Source organism: Candidatus Manganitrophaceae bacterium (genome assembly GCA_012960925.1).
Taxonomy (GTDB): Bacteria; Nitrospirota; Nitrospiria; order SBBL01; family JAADHI01; genus DUAG01.
Genome location: DUAG01000048.1, coordinates 42,576 through 61,074 on the forward strand (window position 1 = coordinate 42,576; position 18,499 = coordinate 61,074).

Below are 18,499 nucleotides of genomic sequence, written 5' to 3' on the forward strand. Positions count from 1 at the left end.
TGTCATCCCTCCGACGACAGGATTGTAGCACAGGTCCCACTTTTCCGACAAACGACCCAACACCCGTGATTGAGATTCGCTCCCTTGCTCATTTGACCCGATGAATCAATATCCTCTATAATCACGTCCATTTCTATGTGGTGAAATCCTGAATCGTTACATTTTTTAATCCGGTGGAGAAGAGATGTCTTTTGTTTGTGTGGCAAGGCTAGATGAAATCCCTGACGGCTCGGGAAAAATGATCGAGATTGATAATCATGAAGTCGCGCTCTTCCGCCTGGATGGCGAAATTTACGCAATTTCCAATGTCTGTCCGCATCAGGGCGGCGCCTTGGCAGATGGCAAGGTCTGTGGCGAACAGGTACTCTGTCCCTGGCATCAGTGGCGCTTTAACATCAAGGATGGCACGTCTCCGCTCAGCCCGAACTTGAAGATCAAGACCTATCCGGTGAAGCAGGAAGGCGATCAGGTTTTGATTTCCATCTCCTGAAGATTACCCGCCTGGGCCTGGGGCCAGGATCAGTTTTCCGAAGAGATCTCTTGATCCCATCTTTTCCTGGAGGATCCGTGCTTCGGAAAGAGGATGGACTGAATCGATAATCGGGCGAAGTTTTTTTTCTCCCACGAGATGTGTGATTTCCAATAATTCGGCGCGCGTTCCCATGAGGGCGCCCATGAGGGTGAGTTCCCTGGAGAAGACGTAGCGAAGGTCGAGGTCAACCCTTGGACCGCTCGTTGCCCCGCAGGTGACCAGTGTTCCGCCCTTTGCAAGTGCACGGAGGCTCCAGTCGAATGTTGCAGGGCCGATATGCTCAAAAACGACATCGACTCCCCGTCCGTCCGTGATTCTCAGGACCTCTTCTGAAAAGTCGTCTCTTGAATGATCAATGACAAAATCGGCCCCGATCATCAGGGCCTGATCCAACTTCCCTTCTGTTCCCGCGGTTGCAATCACGCGTGCCCCTGCCAGTTTTCCGATCTGGATTGCCGCACTCCCCACGCCGCTTCCGCCCGCTAAAACCAGAAGGTCTTGTCCGGGCTGAAGCCCGGCCCGTTTAATGAGCATATGCCAGGCGGTCAGAAAAGTCAGCGGAAAGGCGGCGGCCTCATTATAGGAGATCTCATTCGGGATCGGGATGAGATTGGATGCCGGGGCCTTGGTGAACTCGGCGTAGCCGCCATCGCATCCCGCCCCAAAGATCCGGTAGTGTTCGCAGAGGTTATCCCGGCCTGCAAGGCAGGACGGACAGCGAAAGCAGGAGAGTCCGGGTGCGATCAGAACCTTGTCCCCCTTTATAAATCCTGTCACCCCTTCACCTACATGGTCGATCATTCCGGCGACGTCACAACCGGGGATATGGGGGAGATTGATATGGTAAGTTGGGATCCCCCCCCGGGTCCACAGGTCGAGATGATTGAGGGCGCAGGCCTTGACCTGGACGATGACCTCACCCGCACCGGCAACCGGTAAGGGCGCGTCCTCATAAATGAGTATTTCGGGACCGCCAAATTGATGAAAACGAACCGCCTTCATCAGGATATCCATGCCTCCATCGGAAGGTCGGACATGTTGAGCGATTTCCCATGAAAGGACGCGTCTGTTGAAACGGCCAGATAGTGCAGCGCCTTGGCAACCTCGCCTGGGTCCTGAAGGCCGGTGGGGTCCTCCTTCGGATATGCGGCTGCACGCATCTTTGTACGCGTTGCACCTGGATTGAGAGTGGTGACGCGAATCTGAAAGGGAGCAACTTCTTCCGCCAGGGTCTGCATCATGCCCTCCAGTCCGAACTTGGAGACGGCATAGGCCCCCCATCTGGCGCGGCCCTTCCGCCCGACACTGGATGTGATCGAAATGATGGTGCCGGTGCGGCGGGGGATCATGGTCCTGACGACGGCATGGGTAATCAGGAAGGTGCCGTTCAGGTTGATTCGAATGACCTCCTCCCAGGCCTCGGGCCTATAGGTTGCAATCGTTTCCGAGGGGCCGAGTACCCCGGCGTTATTGACAAGGATATCGATGTCCCCAAGATCAGAGATGATTTGGGAGACCATGCGCTGTATCTCCCGACGGGAAGAGATGTCGGCCCGAAAAGGAAGGACCCGTCCCCCCTCTTCCTCGATTGCCTTCGCGGTTCCGACCACTTCGCCTTCACTCCGCGCGCAGAAGGCAACTTTTCCGCCTTCTGCGGTGAAATGTCTGACTGCTGCCCGGCCAATCCCCCGACCTCCACCTGTGATAAGAATAACTTTATCTTTAAGGGAGATCAAAAGAATAGTCCCTCCAGCCACTTGAACAATCCCTTCTTGCAGGATTCTTCCGGCTCTGTTCCTTCGATAAAGGGGACTTCTTTTCCATCCTCCCGGCAGACCTGTCCTTTTTCATTGATGCTGCGGAAAATAATTCCGGATGGAACAAGAAAATCGTTGTCCGGATCTCCGGTATCGGCTTTTTTCATAAATTCTGTCCAGATCGGCAAGGCCGCAGAGGCCCCGGACAACGCACCGCGCTGGTTTTGATCAAAGCCGACCCAGACAACCGTGACGAGATCGGGGGTATACCCGGCAAACCAGGCATCCCTGCCATTGCTTGTCGTCCCGGTCTTTCCCGCGGCCGGCTTGTCAAAACCGAGTCGTCTGACGCCTTGGCCCGTTCCCGATTCGACCACCCCCTGAAGCAGGTGTGTCACGAGATAGGCGGCTGGCGCGGAAACCCCCCTGGCGGAGTCGTCTTCTTCCTTCTTTTCCAGGTCAAGGGGAAGTTCGGCTGGATCGATCACTCCCAGGAGAAATTGGGGGGGGGTTTGAACCCCATGATTGGCCAGAGTGCTATACGCCATGCCGATTTCAAGGGGAGAGACCTCCAGACTTCCGAGGGCGAGGGAAGGAATGGCAGCAAGGGGACTGTTGATGCCGACTTTGAACGCCGTCTCCATAATTTTTTCGAGTCCAACCTCTTGTGAAAGGCGGACGGTGGCTGTATTGAGCGAACGTTCAAGCGCCTCCTGGAGGGTGACCGGGCCGCTGTATTGTTTGTCATAGTTTTGCGGCGACCACTCCTTTCCCCCGACTTGAAGGGTAATCGGGGCATCATCCACGAGGCTGATCGGCGTATAGGGCAGGCCGCCCGTTGCGGCCTGCTCAAAAGCGGTTAGATAAACTATCGGCTTAAAGAGGGAACCCGGCTGGCGCCGGGCCTGTGTCGCCCGATTGAACTGACTGACCCCGTAATTTCGTCCCCCCACCATGGCACGGACCGCACCGCTTCCGGGATCAATCGCGACCAGGGCTCCTTGAATCTGTTTTTTCGGATCGTCGCGTTTCAGGCGGGGTTTCCGATTCTCCAGCGCGGCGAGCCCTGTCTGAAGGGCCTCGTCTGCAATGCGTTGCAACTCCACATCAAGTGTGGTGAAGATCTGAAGTCCGCCGGAGATCAGGACGCGCGGCGAATAAAGGTCTGCCATCCGTTTTCGTATTTCATCGACAAAGTAGGGGGCCGCATTGAGCCGCTGTTTTGGCTTCCTCCCTGAAACCTTTTCGGCCCGGGCCTCCATATAGGCCTGGAGATCAATCTTTCCTTCGGAAAAGAGATTCTCCAGAACCAGGTTTCTGCGCCGGACTGCCCTTCGGATATTTTTTTTGGGTGAATAGACATTTGGAGACCGGATAATCCCGGCCAGGAGGGCCGCTTCTCCCAAAGAGAGTTCTGAGGGCCGCTTCATAAAATGGGACATCGCCCCCTGTCCGACGCCATAGACTCCCATGACGCCGTTTTGACCAAAGTAAATCTCGTTGAGGTAGGTCTCCAGGATCTCTTCTTTTGAATAACGCCTCTCCAGTAGGAGAGCCATCAGGGCTTCATTGGCTTTTCGTCGCCAGGTGCGATCGCTCGCCAGGTAAAAATTCTTTACCAGTTGCTGGGTCAGGGTGCTCCCGCCCTGGACGATCTTTCCCGCTTTGAAGTTAATCCATGCCGCCCGCAGGATGCTCTTGAAGTTTATTCCGTCGTGATCAAAAAACCTTCGATCCTCCATGACCATCACGGCGTCTATCAGGCTTTGGGGGATTTCTTCGATCCGGACGAGTCGCCTCTCCTCCCATTCCGATTCATAGAAGCCGCCGATGACCTCGGGTTCGATCACGGCAAAATCAATATCAAGGGCCAGGGTCAGGTCCATGATCTGATCGATCTTCTTGCCTTCTGAAAAGCTCAGACGGATAGGGAAACCGCTCTCGACATGGTCCGGATAGGCAAATTCGTGGAGGTAGATCTGCATTTCCTGATTATTGGAGAAGAACTCGCCTGGATTCCGAACCGGGGCATTGACGGGGTGGTAGGACAGCCGCTTCAGACGGGAGGACAGGCCTGTAAGCTCTATGTCGACCCCTGGTGAAAGGATAAAAGGGGCGGAATAGATCTTGGAGGGAAGTTTCCAGCGCTGACCTTCAAATTTTTTAACAACGAGGTCGTCAAGAGAAAAGAGGTAAAATCCGGAGGACACGAGGAAAAGGAGGGACAAAAGCGGTATAAATACGAGGATGAATCTCTTCTTGCCTTTTCTCATTATAGACAATATACTATAAAAACCTCATTTTTTCAATGGAATATCCTGAATCATACCCTATATTAAAGGAACCTCGGAATAAGTCATGAATTATTTTTTCAGGGCAAAAATGTCCCGCTTCTGCGTTGCAAATCTTGAAAATAGCAGGCTATTCTCTACGACTTGCGCCTTGAATCGAAACATTTTATCTCCTGAAAAACTCAAACCAGACTTATCAGAGGTTCCTAAAGATGCTGTGCCCTTGTGGAAGGAGGACTCCTATGATGCCGTCACGCGCGATCGAGGAGAAAGGCAGGTTGAGTGAACAAGGTTTATCGACCCAAAGAAATTGAGCCACAGTGGCAGCGCTACTGGCGGGATCATCAGACCTTCAAGGTTTCCGAAAAGTCCGAACGTCCCAAGTATTATGTCCTTGAGATGTTTCCCTATCCTTCGGGCCGGATCCATATGGGGCATGTCCGGGTTTATGCGATCGGAGATGTGATTGCCCGCTTCAAGCGGATGCAGGGATACAATATCTTCCATCCGATGGGATGGGATGCTTTTGGCCTTCCCGCAGAGAATGCCGCAATACAAAAAAAGACGCACCCGGCGGTCTGGACCGCCCAAAACATCGATTACATGCGATCCCAGCTCCAGAAAATGGGCCTTTCCTACGATTGGGAAAGGGAGATTGCCACCTGCCGACCCGACTACTACCGTTGGAACCAATGGCTCTTCCTTAAGATGTTGGCGAAGGGGCTGGCCTATCGAAAAGAGGCCTCGGTCAACTGGTGCCCCGACTGCGTGACCGTTCTGGCCAACGAACAGGTGATCGATGGGCAATGCTGGCGCTGCGATACCGCCGTGACGCAAAAGACCCTGACACAGTGGTTTCTCCGGATCACGGACTACGCGGAAGCGCTCCTCTCCGGCTGTGACCGTTTGACAGGCTGGCCGAAACGGGTCCTGCTGATGCAGAAAAACTGGATCGGCAAAAGCACGGGGGTGGAGGTCCAATTTCAGCGTGCCGACGGGTCTGAAGCCTTAAACATCTTTACCACCCGGCCCGACACCCTTTACGGCGTCACCTTTATGAGCATCGCCCCGGAGCATCCCCTGCTCCCTTCACTTATTTCCGATAAACCTGAAAAAAAATCGGTGGAGGCCTTTATCGCAAAGGTGAAGGCGCAGGACCTTACCCTGCGGACGGACAATCAGGAAAAGGAGGGGGTCTTTACCGGTGCCTATACCCTGCACCCCCTCACGCAGGAAAAGATCCCGATCTGGGTGGCCAATTTTGTCCTGATGGAATATGGCACGGGGATTGTCATGGCAGTCCCAGCGCATGATCAGCGTGATTTTGAGTTTGCCCGAAAATACCAACTCCCTATTCGCCTCGTCATCCAGGACCGATCCGAATCACTGAGTGAACCGCTTTCCGCCGCCTATACCGAAGCGGAGGGCCGCTTGGTCCATTCCGATCAATTTACCGGTCTCTCTCCAAAGGAGGCGCAGGAAAAGATCGCCCACTTTGTTCAGGAAAAAAACCTTGGACAGGCGAAGGTTCACTACCGGCTTCGTGACTGGGGCATCTCCAGGCAGCGTTATTGGGGAACCCCGATCCCGATTCTTTATTGCGACCACTGCGGGACGGTCCCGGTACCGGAATCCGAGCTTCCGGTGACTCTTCCGGAGGATGTCCCCTTTGGCGGAAAAGGAGGTTCTCCTCTTGCGGAGAGCGAGCGCTTCCTGAACGCGGTCTGCCCGCTTTGCCAAGGGCCCGCGCGGAGGGAAACCGATACGATGGATACCTTCGTCGACTCCTCCTGGTATTTTTTACGATACACCTCGCCGCAGGAGACAAGGGCACCGATTGATTCGGAATTGGCCGATGGATGGACGCCGGTGGATCAATATATCGGGGGGATTGAGCATGCCGTTCTTCACCTCCTCTATGCCCGCTTCTTCACGAAGGTCATCCACGATCTCGGCCTGATCAAGGTTGATGAACCCTTCAAGAATCTTCTGACCCAGGGGATGGTGATTAAAGACGGGGCGAAGATGTCCAAATCGAAGGGGAATGTGGTCGATCCGGATTATCTCATAGAGGCCTATGGAGCGGATACCGCGCGGCTTTTCTCCCTCTTTGCCGCGCCCCCGGAAAAGGATCTTGAATGGAGTGACGATGGGGTGCAGGGAGGGTATCGCTTTCTCCAGCGGGTCTGGCGGATTGTCTGCGATTTTAGCGAATCCCCCTGGGCGTGTCCCTCTTCTGGAGCGCTTGATTTTTCGGGGGCCTCTGAGCGCATTAAATCACTACGTCGGAGGACCCATCAGACCATCCAGAAGGTCACGGAAGATCTGGAGCGGTTTCAGTTTAATACCGCCATCGCCGCGCTCATGTCCTTTTACAATGACCTCTCCCGCGATCAGGCCCTGCCGGAGCCGACGAAAGACGAGGCCCCTCTTTACGCGGCGGCCTTCTCTGAAGCGATCAGGCACCTGGTGCTTCTTCTTTCTCCATTCGCCCCGCACCTTGCCGAGGCGCTCTGGGAGACCTTGGGGAATGCTCCCACGATCCTGGATGTCTCCTGGCCTGCCTACGACCCCTTTCTGGTCAAAGGGGAAACCGTTGAGGTGGTTGTCCAGGTGAATGGAAAGGTTCGAAACCGGTTTTCCGCACCCGCCGGTCTGGAAGACGATGTTTTGCGAGAACGGGCGCTTTCCGATCCCAAAACAGAGCGTTGGACCGCGGGGAAGAAAATCAAGAAGGTGATTGTCGTGAAAGGAAAACTGGTGAACATCGTTTTATGAAGCAGGCAAACTCCTCATCATTTCTTTATTTCACCCTCTTCCTTCTGGTTGCCCTCCTTTCGGGGTGCGGGTACCGGGAAGGCAGAGGTCATAGTGTGACGGATCTCAATCGTGCCGGAACCCCGGGAAGTCCCCTACAAACGATTGCAATGCCTCTCTTTGAGAACGCCACTTTTGAGCCGCTCCTTGAAAAGCGAATGAGTCAAATCTTTAAGGAGACCTTCATTTCAAGAGGATGGGAGGTGAGCAGCGATCCGGGACGTGCTGATCTTGTCCTGAAAGGACGAATCAGCCGTTATTCACGCGCGCCGGTTTCTCTGAATCTTCAGGGGCAGGCGCGGGAGTATCGCATTCAGATCAGGCTTGAGTTTAATCTCCAGCAGGCAGGGGAAAGATTTGCTGCAAGGGATGAAGAGAGCGCGGAATATATTGCACGATCCGATACGAAGGTCTCACGAAGTGCTGAGGATCGCGCCATCAGAGAGGCGGGACGAAAGATGGCGGAAAGGATGGCGGATCTGCTCCTGACCCGTGTCATCCCGGAGAAGGGGGAAAAGATCGACCCATGACGATTCAAGAGGCCATACGAAATCTCGACAAGGGGCAATTCTCGCCTTGCTATCTCCTCGCCGGCGAGGAGCCTTTTTTGATCCAGGCCCTCCTGCGGCGGTTTCGGGAAAAAGTCCTGGACCCGGACGCAACAGATTTCAATCTAGACCAGTTTCGGGGAGAAGCGGTTACCCCGGAAGAGGTGATCCTTATTGCCCAGACCTTTCCCCTGTCCAGTCCGCGGCGGCTTATTATTATTCAGGACGCGGACCGGATCAAGGACGACCTGGAACAATTTTTGGCCTACCTGAGCCATCCCTCTGAGACCACGGTTCTTGTCTTTTCCGCCGCGAAACCGGATATGCGGAAGAAGCTGTTTTCTACCCTGAAGAAGAAGGCGATTCTTATCAACTGTGCCCGTCTTCGTGAAAGAGAGATCCCTGCATGGATCACCCAGGAAGGCCGGAAAAAAGGGCTCCATTTTTCCGAAGAGGCCCTCTGGTATATTCAGGAACGTCTTGGAAATGATCTCTTTCTGATCCAGCAGGAAATCGAGAAGATCTTTCTCTACGTTGCTGTAGAAGATCAGGACAGGGTAGGGACAATTTCCAGTAAAACCGTTCTGGAGGTCATCGGGAGCGGAAAAAGCCATTCGATCTTTGATTTGACCGCTGCCGTCAGCGATAAGGATTGCGGAAAGTCCCTGCGCCTCCTGAGCGAACTTCTTGCTGAAAGAGAGCATCCCCTTTTTATCCTGACCATGCTGATCCGGCAATGGCGGATGATGGCGATTGCGAAAGAAATGGTCAACTCCGGCGCGTCGTCATCTGCAGTACGGGGCAAGATCCGGCTGCCGCCGAGCCTTCTTGCTCCCTTTCTCCGGGAGTTAAAGAAATGGCGTCCGGATGAGATCCAGTGGGCCTTTGAGTTATCGCTTGCCGCTGATTCTCAGTTGAAGGGAGGCACAATGTCACCCACATTTGTTCTGGAAGCAATACTCCTGGACCTTTGCAGGACGGACCGAACCGTATACCCTGGTGAAGGATACGCGCCACGGTTTCAGGCTTCTTTTTAAGTTGCGTCTGTTGAAGGAAGAGAAATCTATTGTGATGATGACGGACTATTCAGACTCTTTTTCTTTTGGGGATGCCACGGGGGTTGAAAGGACAGTATTCACCTTTTCCGCAAGGCGGGAAATCTTACGCGAGGCCCTCTTGTTCGGGATAACCCCCTTGGAAGCGGCCCGATCCAGGATGGAAGTTGCATGATGAAACGAGGTCTTGACCGCATCGGTATCTTTTTCAGAGATCGCCTGTTGGACCTTCTTGACGGCGGTTCGGATGGAAGAGATGACGGAGCGGTTTCTGTCTCTCTTTTTGACTGACTGCCGTTCTCTTTTTAGCGCGGATGGGTGGTTGGCCACAGTAAATCCTCTTGATAAAGTGAACGCTCTTTCTAGCATACCAAATGATGAAAAGTCAAGAAGAAAGCCCATCCTCCTCGGGTGATGCTGAAAAAGGGATTGCCGTCTCCGCTGGCATTGTGGCCCTTGGGACCTTTACCAGCAGAATTCTCGGATTTGTCCGGGACATGGTTCTGGCGAATATCTTTGGAGCCTCCCTCGTTGCAGACGCATTTTATGTTGCGTTTCGCATTCCGAATCTTCTCCGGGAACTCTTTGCTGAGGGTTCGATGTCTGCGGGATTTATCCCGGTTTTTACCGAATATCTCACAAACAAAGGGAAAGAAGCGGCAAGGGAACTTGCGCGTTCCGCCTTTACAGTCCTTGTCCTTGCTCTTGCGGTCATCGTTTTAGTGGGTATTTTATTCTCTCCGCAAATCATATCCGCCATTGCGCCGGGCTTTCTGGGAGATCTCCAGAGATTCGAACTCACAACGGGATTAACACGGGTGATGTTCCCTTTTCTCTTCTTCATTTCACTTGCCGCTCTGGCAATGGGGATATTGAACAGCCTGAGGCTCTTTGCACCTCCGGCCTTTTCTTCCGCCTCCTTCAATGTTGTTAATATTGGCGTTCTTATTGGATTGACCCCCTTGCTTGATGAGCCGGTCTACGCCGCGGCCATTGCCGTCACTTTGGGGGGGGTGGCTCAGTTTTTGATCCAGGTGCCAACGCTCTACCGGGAAGGATTTGCGCTTTCGTTTAAAAGGCCGTTCCTTCCCTTGCATCCCGGAGTGGTTCAGATGGGAAAACTCATCCTGCCGACGACCATCGGGCTGTCGGTTACCCAAGTCAATATCCTGGTCAATACCCTGCTCGCCTCCTTTCTTCCGATCGGGAGTATAAGTTATCTCTACTACGGCATGAGACTGATCCATTTTCCTTTGGGAATATTTGCCATCGCGCTTGCGACCGCCCTGCTCCCCACATTGTCGGCTCAAGCATCACGGGGCGATACCGAGGCACTCCGCAAGTCCTTCTCCTTTGGCCTCCGCCTTGTCTTTTTTATTATATTTCCCGCGATGCTGGGCCTGATTCTCTTTAGAGTCCCTATTGTCCATCTTCTTTTTGAGCGAGGCGAATTCGATCATCTTGCCACACAGGGGACAGCGGATGCCGTTTTGTTCTACGCGCTCGGCTTGTGGGCTTTTGCAGGGGTTCGGATTGTGGTCCCGGTTTTTTACGCCTTCCAGGATACGAAGACGCCTGTAAAAATTGCCATTATGGCGATGTTGCTCAACGTGGTCCTCAATCTCCTCCTGATGGGCCCCTTGAAGCATCGGGGGCTTGCCCTTGCAACCTCCATATCCGCCATCTTCAATTTTCTTTTCTTGATCTTGATCTTAAAACGCCGAATTGGTAGGATTGACGGGAAAAGAATTATAATCTCACATCTGAAGGTGGTTTTCGCTTCTTTGCCGATGCTGATCCCTTTCCTCTGGCTCAGTCGTCAAGTCATCTGGGCCTCGGGAGGGAATTCGGGGCTCAAGATGCTGAGCCTTTCACTCGCCATCGTCGTCAGCATGCTGATGTATGCTATTCTCCAGATCATTCTAAAGAGTGAAGAGGCTCTTTTTATAGCACGTCTCCTCAAAGAACGCCTGCGGCGCAGGTCCGGACCTATAGCATAACCAAAGCGCTTCAAAAACCCACTTAAGGAAGCTCTGAATAAGTCATGAATTGTTTTTTCAGGGTTAAAATGTCCCGCTTCTGCGTTGCAAACCTTGAACGTGCATAGCAAGCGTAGGCAGTTAGCGAGCGAATACAGATAAAGATCTTTTTCATTCCAGGTCGAAGAATCCGCGCCTTTGGGGCGTGGTTCTTCCAAATAGCAGGCTATGGCTTCGCGAGAACCATCCTCTGCGATTTGCGCCTTGAATCGAAACATTTTATCTCCTGAAAAACTCACCCTAGACTCAATCAGAGGTTCCTTAATACAAGCAGAAAGAAAATTATTGTGTAAATTTATTGCAGACCCTCCACATATTGTGTTGTAACATCAGCCTTTTAAGCTTCATTCTAAACTAATTATAGCAAAGTATATCTATAAGGTAGCCTTGACATATCTTATTGCTGGTGCTATAAATGCTTCATAGAGGTGCTAAAGTGGAAGAGCTCAAAGAAATCATCACTGGATTGAAGCAGCGGGTTCAGGTCTATAAGAAGAAGCTTCAGGAGTTACAAAAGAAGCGGGATAAGGTTGAGGATGAGATTAAAACCGTTAAAAGATATCTCGAACTTGCGGAGACGCTCTATCGAGTTGAGGTAGAGAAGGAAAAAGAAGGGATGCCGCTCAACCAGCTCAATCCTGAAACAGAAAATAACCGCGCCTCCAAGGCATCATCCCTTTTGTTGGACCGATCCAACCTTATCCTCCTTGAAAAGACGAAATATGTCGGTCTCTCTGTTCCCCAAGCGACGTTCTTATTACTAAAAGAGGTCGGAAAGGCCTTGCATGCCAAGGAGATTTATAAGCGCATCATTGATGGCGGGATTCGAATGAGGGGAAAAACGCCGATTACTTCTATAGCGATCTCACTGTCTCGTGACAAGCGTTTTATAAGGAGCGCGCCAAATACCTTTAAACTGACCGGAGAAACAGGGCGGAACGCTCTGGAAAATGACCCTCCGAATGCATAAAAAGAGGGTTTTGAAAGGGGGTGAGAAAGCTTGGCAATAAAAAAGAAGCCTGCAACAAAAAAGACAGCAACAAAAGCAAAGTCTAAGGCGAAGCCTAAAGTGAAAGCAGTCACAAAGGTGAAGCCGAAGGCAAAGGTAACAAAAGCAAAGCCGAAAGCGAAAGCAAAGCCGAAGGCGAAAGCAAAGCCGAAAGCGAAAGCAAAGCCGAAAGCGAAAGCAAAGCCGAAAGCGAAAGCAAAGCCGAAAGCGAAAAAGAAATAGCTTTACATGGGGGGGCTTCCAGCCCCCCTTTTATTTCGGGTCTCTTGAGTATGTTTGAATGCGTACGGCGAGGGCAGTGGCTATCTTTCAGGGAGGGCCATCTTTAAATTTCCCGACTTAGGGTTGGATGGTGTCGTTTAGGTATTTTTGCGAGCGGTTTCTCTAGGTGTCCCGGATTAAATCGTGGGGAGAGGAAGGGACATCCCTTGGTATGCTGGATAGACCGGTCTTTCTTTAACAAGGGAAGGGGCCGTCACAATCCGCCACGCATTTTTGTTCTCAAGAACTTCTTCGATCAATTCAGCATGAAGGGAATGTCCGGAACAGGTTGCTTCCACCCGGCCAAGGATCGGCATGCCGATCAGCGATAAATCGCCGATGAGATCTAGGATCTTATGGCGGACAAACTCGTCAGAAAAACGAAGCCCCTGTTTATTCAGGACCCCGTCATCGCCGATAACGACTGCGTTTTCCAGAGAGCCCCCTCGGGCAAGGCCTTGCTCCTGTAACGATTGGACGTCTTTTAAAAACCCAAAGGTTCTTGCTGACGCGATTTCTTTTTTAAATGCCAAAGGGCTGTGCCGGTAATGGTAGGATTGCTTTGAGATCACAGGATGGCTGTACGCAATCTTGTATTCAATTTCAAACGAAGAGCTGGGGTGGATCGTAACCCGCCTCTCATTATCGGAGACCGTAACCTCCTTCATGATTTCCATGAAGGTGCGCGGTTTGTCCTGACACAGAACACCTGCTTTTGAAAGAAGCGCGATAAATGGCTCCGAACTTCCATCCATAACAGGGACTTCAGGGCCATCCAGTTCAACAATCAGATTGTGAATCCCCATCGCATAAACCGCTGCCATGAGGTGCTCAATGGTCTGGACGCTTGCCCCTTCCACGCCAATTGTGGTAGACAGGTAAGTCGAGACGATATGAGAATGATCCGCAGGAATGAGAATGCCCCCTAGATCCCTCCGGATAAAAATAACGCCACTTTCTTCCGGTGCAGGGAGAAGCCTCAAATGGATGGTCTTACCAGAATGAAGCCCAATGCCGCTGCACGAAACTTCGTTTCGGATCGTATTCTCTTTTGCGTTCGGGTCAAGGAACATGTTCACTTCCTACCTTCTTAGGATTTCAAATCTCAAATCGGGTTGAACTAACAGCAATAACGGTGCCAAAATGATTTAAATTGTACAAAAAGGAAATTACTAGTATTTTTAATATGTTATAAGACTGAAGGAATCATGAGGATATATTGAAATGAGATTTGATGTTGTAAAAAGGTGACATGTGCGGGGCAGCCGTTGCTTTTATACAACAGGTTTCCCTGTTACGAAGGGAAGCGGTCTCGAGGCAAGTGAAGCAATCTATTGAAGAACTCTGCCCAGGAAGAACAGGGTATTGTGGGTGTCAGACATGCGGAACTGTTTCAGGAGATGATTCCCGCTGATGTTCAGTCAGGAGGAAAAATGAAGATCGGGGTACTCACCGGAGGAGGAGACTGCCCGGGATTGAATGCCGTCATCCGAGCGATCGTGAAGACGTCGTCCGTCAAATATGGATGGGGTGTTACGGGAATTGAAGAGGGATTTGAAGGACTGAATACGCCAGCAAAGATCCGAGCGCTGACGCCATGGACGATTCGAGGCATTCTCCCAATAGGAGGGACGATCCTGGGAACAACAAGCGGCAGGAAGTCCCGGCAGATAAAAAAACGCGCTGGCAATGGAAGGCCGATCAATTTTTCAAGAGTCGTCAAGAAAAATATGAAAAAGCATAAGCTCTCCTGTCTTATCGCGATCGGTGGAGACGGAACGATGACAATCGCAAAATCGCTTCACGATGATGGCATCCCGGTCATCGGCGCCCCAAAAACGATCGACAATGATATTCCCGGCACGGATCGGAGCTTCGGATTTCAGACTGCGGTGAATACCGCGACCGATGCCCTCGATAAGCTTCACACCACGGCTGCAAGTCATCACCGCGTCATCGTTGTGGAAGTGATGGGACGCTATGGGGGCTGGATCGCCCTGGAGGCGGGGATTGCCGGGGGTGCAGACGTTATCCTGGTCCCGGACCCATTCCAGATCGAACGTGTCTGCAAGGCCATCATCAAGCGATATGAACAGGGTATGCGGTTTTCCATTGTCATTGTCGCGGAGGGGGCCAAGGCCGCGGGGAAAAAGCGGTCGATTATTCAGGCCTCGGAAGAGGGATCTGTTGAACGTCTCGGGGGGATCGGTACTCAGGTGGGGGAAGAGATCATGCGAATGACGGAAATGGATGTTCGGGTGACCGTCCTGGGACATCTCCAGAGAGGAGGGTCCCCCTCTCCGTATGATCGACTCCTGGCAACCCGATTCGGGGCTGAAGCGGTGAAACTTGTCGAGCAAAAATGCTTCGGGCAGATGGTTTGTCTCAAGGGAAATGTGATCAAGTCGGTTTCTCTTGCGGAGGCCACCCGGAAAGCGAAGTGTATCCCAATCCACGGTGCACTCGTCAAGACTGCTGAAGGACTCGGAATTTCCTTAGGACGGGAATAAAGGTCCCGGACGATCACGCATGTTATTCAGGGAACCTCTGAATAAGTCATGCATTTTTTTCAGGGCAAAAATGTCCCGCATCGGCGGTTCAAATCTTGAAAATAGCGGGCTATGGCTTCGCGAGAACCATCCTCTGCGATTTTCGCCTTGGATCGAAACATAAGATCTCCTGAAAAACTCACCCAGACTTAATCAGAGCTTCCTTAGGACAGCCCCTAAACCTCATCCGTTTCCGCATAATGCTCTTTCTCTCTTTGCTTCCTCAGGGGAAGAAAGCAGTGTGTAGGCTTTCTCTAGCAAGCAGTGTGGTTCAAGTCGTTCCGGGTCTCGTCCCACGGCCTGTTCAAACTCGATAATAGCCTGCTCGTAAAGATCAATGGAGAGATAAGCCTTCCCCAACCCCAGGTATCCATTGACGGTCTTGGAGTTTCTTTGGATTATTTTTTGATAGGCGCGAATCGCCTCTTCAGGCTTTCCCTGTTTCAGGTAGGTATTCCCCAATAAGACGCGCAGCGCGGTGTTGTTATTGGGAGATAAACTGATGGCCCGTTTCATGGCCGAAATGCCTTTGTTAGTTAAATCCATCTTCAGATAAATTTGAGACAGGCCCTGATATGCACGTGAATACTGCGGTGCAAGTTGAACGGCTTGAAGTAGTTCTTTGAGCGCGGCCTTGAGTTCACCGTTCAGGAAATAGCCTTCTCCAAGGAGAACATGGAGGTCAGCATCCCGAGGTTTGAGGGCTAAGGCTTTTTTGAATGCGGCAATCATATCGGGCCAAAGTTCAAGTGTCTTATAGGATTGACCCAATATTCGGTAGACTTGGGCATATTCTTCCGGGGACCGCCTTGTCTCGGACTTGACCCTTATGCCGGCCAGGATCGGGGCAATGATTTGTTTCGGATTATTATGGAGTGCCGCGGGAAATTCAAAGTGAAGTTGAATGATTCTCAACTCAACCGGAAACACGTAGGAATGAAAGATCAGGGCTTGTCCCTTTCGTTCCCCGATCCACACGGTTTCTTCTAAGACGCGACCCTCCTGTTCAATTTTTTGAGAGGACACGATCCGCATATGAGAAATTTCTCCGTTCGAGACCTTTCTCATCCGGCGAGGGAGGGTCTGCGTTGAGGAAATTTTCAGGTAGTCTTCCAGAGACGGCACCCCTCTTTCTTCCGTTGCGATTAAACGGACCAGCGGTATTGTGCCCGGCTGAAAGGTAGAGATGAAGAGCCTCCGGCCTTCTCTCGACATAAGCCAGCCGGGCGGAAATGACATTGAAAGACCCACCTCTCTGTATGAAAAAGAACGATTCTTTATGTCGATAGAGGCCGTTGACAGGGAAGCACAACCGTAAGCGAAGAGAATAACCCACAAGGGAAGCATTCTAAAAAAGCGGTGGTCGCTGATCCGCCATTGACGTATTCTTATCTTTAGGCTGGTCATGGCAAAACAGGGCTTTCTCCAAATCGTGTGCCGTGTGGTGGACTTGATGGATGCTTCAGGTCAGGGCAGTTGTTTAATGGCCGCCTCCAGAAAATCCCACAACACCTGCCGAGTCGTGGCGTGGGGGTGTGGATATTTCGTCCCGGTTAATTCTTCATAAAGTGCTTTTCCTTTCTCTTTTTTCGCATTGAAATCTTCGAGTTTGGGAGAAGGGGAAAATGCGCTTAAGTCAGGATAACCATTGGCGTCTTTCTTGACAAGATAAGTCTCTTCTTGTTTTGTTTGTATCCACAATCCAACCTGCATCAGCTTCTCCTGTACTTTAGTCAGAACCGGGCCCTCTATTTTTTCCTTGATCAGTAGAGCCTAAGGCGTAAGAGATGAGAATAAGCGAACCGAGAAATATCAGAAAAGCGAGGGGGAGAAGATAAATGGTAAAGCTGATCACAATTGAAAGGAAAATGCCAAGGAAGCCGAGGATAACAAGCAAACAACCTCTGATCCCTTTCATGGTTTATGCCACCGGGATGAAAGTATGGTGGGGAAAACAGGCTGACTGAGGCCGGAAGAAAGGGAAAATCAAAAGATTATCGTCTGATTTTCTCTTCTTGTTCCTGAATGGTTTTACATTCAATGCAGAGCGTGGTCACGGGGCGAGCCTTCAGTCTTTTCGACATGATTTTTCCGTCGCATGACTCACAAGTACCAAAACTTCCATCAGAAATACGTTCGATCGCGTCGTCTATCTTTTTGAGAAGCTTTTGTTCCCGCTCTCGCAATCTCAGGGTGAAATTTTTATCCGTTTCAGCTGTGGCCTGATCCCCTAGATCAGGGAGGGACTCATTCCCAGGATTAAGGTCGCCTCCAAGCAGGATTCCGGCTTCGGCCAACAAGGCCTCCTTCTGCTTTTCAAGCGCCTGTCGAATCGTCCCAAAAGGCCCTTCCGGGCGTTCTTTCTTTTCCCCTTTTATCTGCTTCTTTGCCGCCTTCACCATATTGCCACCATAATATTTTGTCGATATCCTCAAGAGTTTGGTTGATAAAGATACCAGAAGTATTATAATGAGTCAAATAAAAAATCGTCAAAAATCGAAAGACAGCATGAAATCTTGACCTTATGGCGGGTTCCCTGTTATATACCTTGAAATTATAACGATAAGCCTTGTTGTCCAAAGCGTTGCAGGAGATGATCGCATGGGAAAAGAGTTGTCCGTTCCATCACTATTCCAGCTGGGCTACTACTGGAACGCCAAGATTTTCCTTACCTCCGTGCGTCTAGATCTCTATACAGCAATATCAGAGGGGGCGAAGACGGCAGAAGAGATTGCCGCAGCAGTCAGAGCTGACCCTTCGTTTCTTAGAAGGATGCTGGACGCCCTGGTCGAGATCGGTTTGCTGAAACGCGAGGGTCCGGACTATCTCAATACTCCCCCGGTCGCGGAGTTCCTTGTCAGGACTAGTCCCTTCTACATGGGAGAGTTGATGCTCCTGCAGGATGAGGAGTGGAACCACTGGGGAAAGCTTGAGGAGATTATCCGCTCAGGCCAACCGGCGGTCAAAGGGAACATCTTCATGAACCGGCCTGAGGTCGGAGAAAATGTCCTGAAGGTGCTTCATCGCATGGCCAAGAGGGTGGCCCCGACCTTGGCGGAGCGAATTGACCTCTCGTCCTATAAGAGTTTTATTGATGTTGGAGGAGGGGCTGGCACCTTTTCAGTCGCATTTTGCCAGCGCTACCCTCATCTACACGCCGTCCTTTTTGACCTCGCACAGACGCTCCAGGTAACCCGGAAGACCCTCGAATCGGAAAAAATGACGAATCAAATCCAGCTCGTTGGGGGGAACTTCAACCAAGATGCGCTTCCCGGGACCTATGATGTTGTCTTCTTGTCTGATATCCTTCACTATCAAACCTTCGATGAAAATGCAGCCCTTTTCCGGAAACTTTACCAGGCCACAAATCCGGGCGGGATGATTATTGTCAAAGACATGTTCATTAATGACGATGTCAATAATCCTGGCTGGAATGCAATTTTCTCCATGCATATGCTGGTTTATTCAGAAAAAGGACAATGTTACAAAGGGGAGGAAATTCGATCCTGGCTGGAAAAGGCCGGTTTTAAGAATATAAACGAAATAGAACGAAATACCGTTTTAACGGCGTCGAGATAATGCTTGGTGAAGGGACACCCTTAAGATCCGCAATGAGATCTTGAGACGTTAAAGAAGGAGAA

At 51.3% G+C, this 18,499-nt stretch carries 17 protein-coding genes; 9 read left to right on the forward strand and 8 right to left on the reverse strand.

The window, feature by feature from the left end:
- Positions 1-184 precede the first annotated feature (184 nt).
- Positions 185-490 (forward strand): nitrite reductase small subunit NirD, encoded by a 306-nt coding sequence (gene nirD / locus EYQ01_07830; protein HIE65704.1) that lies wholly within the window; start codon positions 185-187, stop codon positions 488-490.
- Positions 491-493: 3 nt separating this feature from the next.
- Here nirD and EYQ01_07835 read toward each other — a convergent pair whose 3' ends face one another.
- From EYQ01_07835 to EYQ01_07845, 3 genes are read right to left on the reverse strand one after another with little or no spacing between them, the layout of a single operon-like run.
- Entirely contained in the window at positions 494-1,534 is a 1,041-nt protein-coding gene (locus EYQ01_07835) for an alcohol dehydrogenase (protein HIE65705.1), read from the reverse strand.
- The gene (locus EYQ01_07840; protein HIE65706.1) at positions 1,534-2,268 is read right to left on the reverse strand and encodes an SDR family oxidoreductase; all 735 of its coding nucleotides are present in this window, start codon (positions 2,266-2,268) and stop codon (positions 1,534-1,536) included. The genes EYQ01_07835 and EYQ01_07840 overlap by 1 nt, the downstream gene beginning before the upstream one ends.
- The gene (locus tag EYQ01_07845; GenBank protein ID HIE65707.1) at positions 2,265-4,562 is read right to left on the reverse strand and encodes a PBP1A family penicillin-binding protein; all 2,298 of its coding nucleotides are present in this window, start codon (positions 4,560-4,562) and stop codon (positions 2,265-2,267) included. Before EYQ01_07845 ends, EYQ01_07840 begins: the two co-directional genes overlap by 4 nt.
- Before the next feature lie 300 nt (positions 4,563-4,862).
- Here EYQ01_07845 and EYQ01_07850 point away from each other — a divergent pair, with 300 nt between their 5' ends.
- From EYQ01_07850 to holA, 3 genes are read left to right on the forward strand one after another with little or no spacing between them, the layout of a single operon-like run.
- Entirely contained in the window at positions 4,863-7,358 is a 2,496-nt protein-coding gene (locus EYQ01_07850; GenBank protein ID HIE65708.1) for a leucine--tRNA ligase, read from the forward strand.
- The gene (locus EYQ01_07855; GenBank protein ID HIE65709.1) at positions 7,355-7,927 is read left to right on the forward strand and encodes a hypothetical protein; all 573 of its coding nucleotides are present in this window, start codon (positions 7,355-7,357) and stop codon (positions 7,925-7,927) included. Before EYQ01_07850 ends, EYQ01_07855 begins: the two co-directional genes overlap by 4 nt.
- The gene (holA, locus tag EYQ01_07860) at positions 7,924-8,982 is read left to right on the forward strand and encodes a DNA polymerase III subunit delta (protein HIE65710.1); all 1,059 of its coding nucleotides are present in this window, start codon (positions 7,924-7,926) and stop codon (positions 8,980-8,982) included. The genes EYQ01_07855 and holA overlap by 4 nt, the downstream gene beginning before the upstream one ends.
- Before the next feature lie 45 nt (positions 8,983-9,027).
- Here the strand turns inward: holA and EYQ01_07865 are convergent, their stop codons facing one another.
- On the reverse strand, positions 9,028-9,330 hold the full coding sequence (locus EYQ01_07865; protein HIE65711.1) for a 30S ribosomal protein S20: 303 nt from the start codon (positions 9,328-9,330) through the stop codon (positions 9,028-9,030).
- Between the two features lie 44 nt (positions 9,331-9,374).
- On the opposite strand from EYQ01_07865, the gene murJ reads away from it, so the two are divergent.
- The 3 genes from murJ to EYQ01_07880 all read left to right on the forward strand — a co-directional run bounded on the left by murJ (position 9,375) and on the right by EYQ01_07880 (position 12,270).
- Positions 9,375-11,000, forward strand: a complete 1,626-nt coding sequence (gene murJ / locus EYQ01_07870; GenBank protein HIE65712.1) for a murein biosynthesis integral membrane protein MurJ — start codon at positions 9,375-9,377, stop codon at positions 10,998-11,000.
- Positions 11,001-11,454: 454 nt separating this feature from the next.
- Positions 11,455-12,009: a hypothetical protein gene (locus tag EYQ01_07875; protein HIE65713.1), complete on the forward strand. Its 555-nt coding sequence runs from the start codon at positions 11,455-11,457 to the stop codon at positions 12,007-12,009.
- A gap of 30 nt (positions 12,010-12,039) precedes the next feature.
- Entirely contained in the window at positions 12,040-12,270 is a 231-nt protein-coding gene (locus tag EYQ01_07880) for a hypothetical protein (GenBank protein HIE65714.1), read from the forward strand.
- A 176-nt stretch (positions 12,271-12,446) separates the two neighbouring features.
- On the opposite strand, the gene EYQ01_07885 is transcribed toward EYQ01_07880, so the two are convergent.
- Positions 12,447-13,388: a UDP-3-O-acyl-N-acetylglucosamine deacetylase gene (locus tag EYQ01_07885; GenBank protein HIE65715.1), complete on the reverse strand. Its 942-nt coding sequence runs from the start codon at positions 13,386-13,388 to the stop codon at positions 12,447-12,449.
- Positions 13,389-13,742: 354 nt separating this feature from the next.
- Here EYQ01_07885 and EYQ01_07890 point away from each other — a divergent pair, with 354 nt between their 5' ends.
- Entirely contained in the window at positions 13,743-14,819 is a 1,077-nt protein-coding gene (locus EYQ01_07890) for an ATP-dependent 6-phosphofructokinase (protein ID HIE65716.1), read from the forward strand.
- A 222-nt stretch (positions 14,820-15,041) separates the two neighbouring features.
- On the opposite strand, the gene EYQ01_07895 is transcribed toward EYQ01_07890, so the two are convergent.
- From EYQ01_07895 to EYQ01_07905, 3 genes are all read right to left on the reverse strand, one after another.
- Positions 15,042-16,265, reverse strand: coding sequence for a tetratricopeptide repeat protein (locus EYQ01_07895; protein ID HIE65717.1), 1,224 nt, complete (start codon positions 16,263-16,265; stop codon positions 15,042-15,044).
- A gap of 60 nt (positions 16,266-16,325) precedes the next feature.
- On the reverse strand, positions 16,326-16,571 hold the full coding sequence (locus EYQ01_07900) for a hypothetical protein (protein HIE65718.1): 246 nt from the start codon (positions 16,569-16,571) through the stop codon (positions 16,326-16,328).
- A 281-nt stretch (positions 16,572-16,852) separates the two neighbouring features.
- The gene (locus EYQ01_07905; protein HIE65719.1) at positions 16,853-17,260 is read right to left on the reverse strand and encodes a hypothetical protein; all 408 of its coding nucleotides are present in this window, start codon (positions 17,258-17,260) and stop codon (positions 16,853-16,855) included.
- Positions 17,261-17,459: 199 nt separating this feature from the next.
- Between EYQ01_07905 and EYQ01_07910 the strand changes: the two genes are divergently transcribed.
- Positions 17,460-18,437 (forward strand): methyltransferase domain-containing protein, encoded by a 978-nt coding sequence (locus EYQ01_07910; GenBank protein ID HIE65720.1) that lies wholly within the window; start codon positions 17,460-17,462, stop codon positions 18,435-18,437.
- The last annotated feature ends 62 nt before the right edge of the window (positions 18,438-18,499 follow it).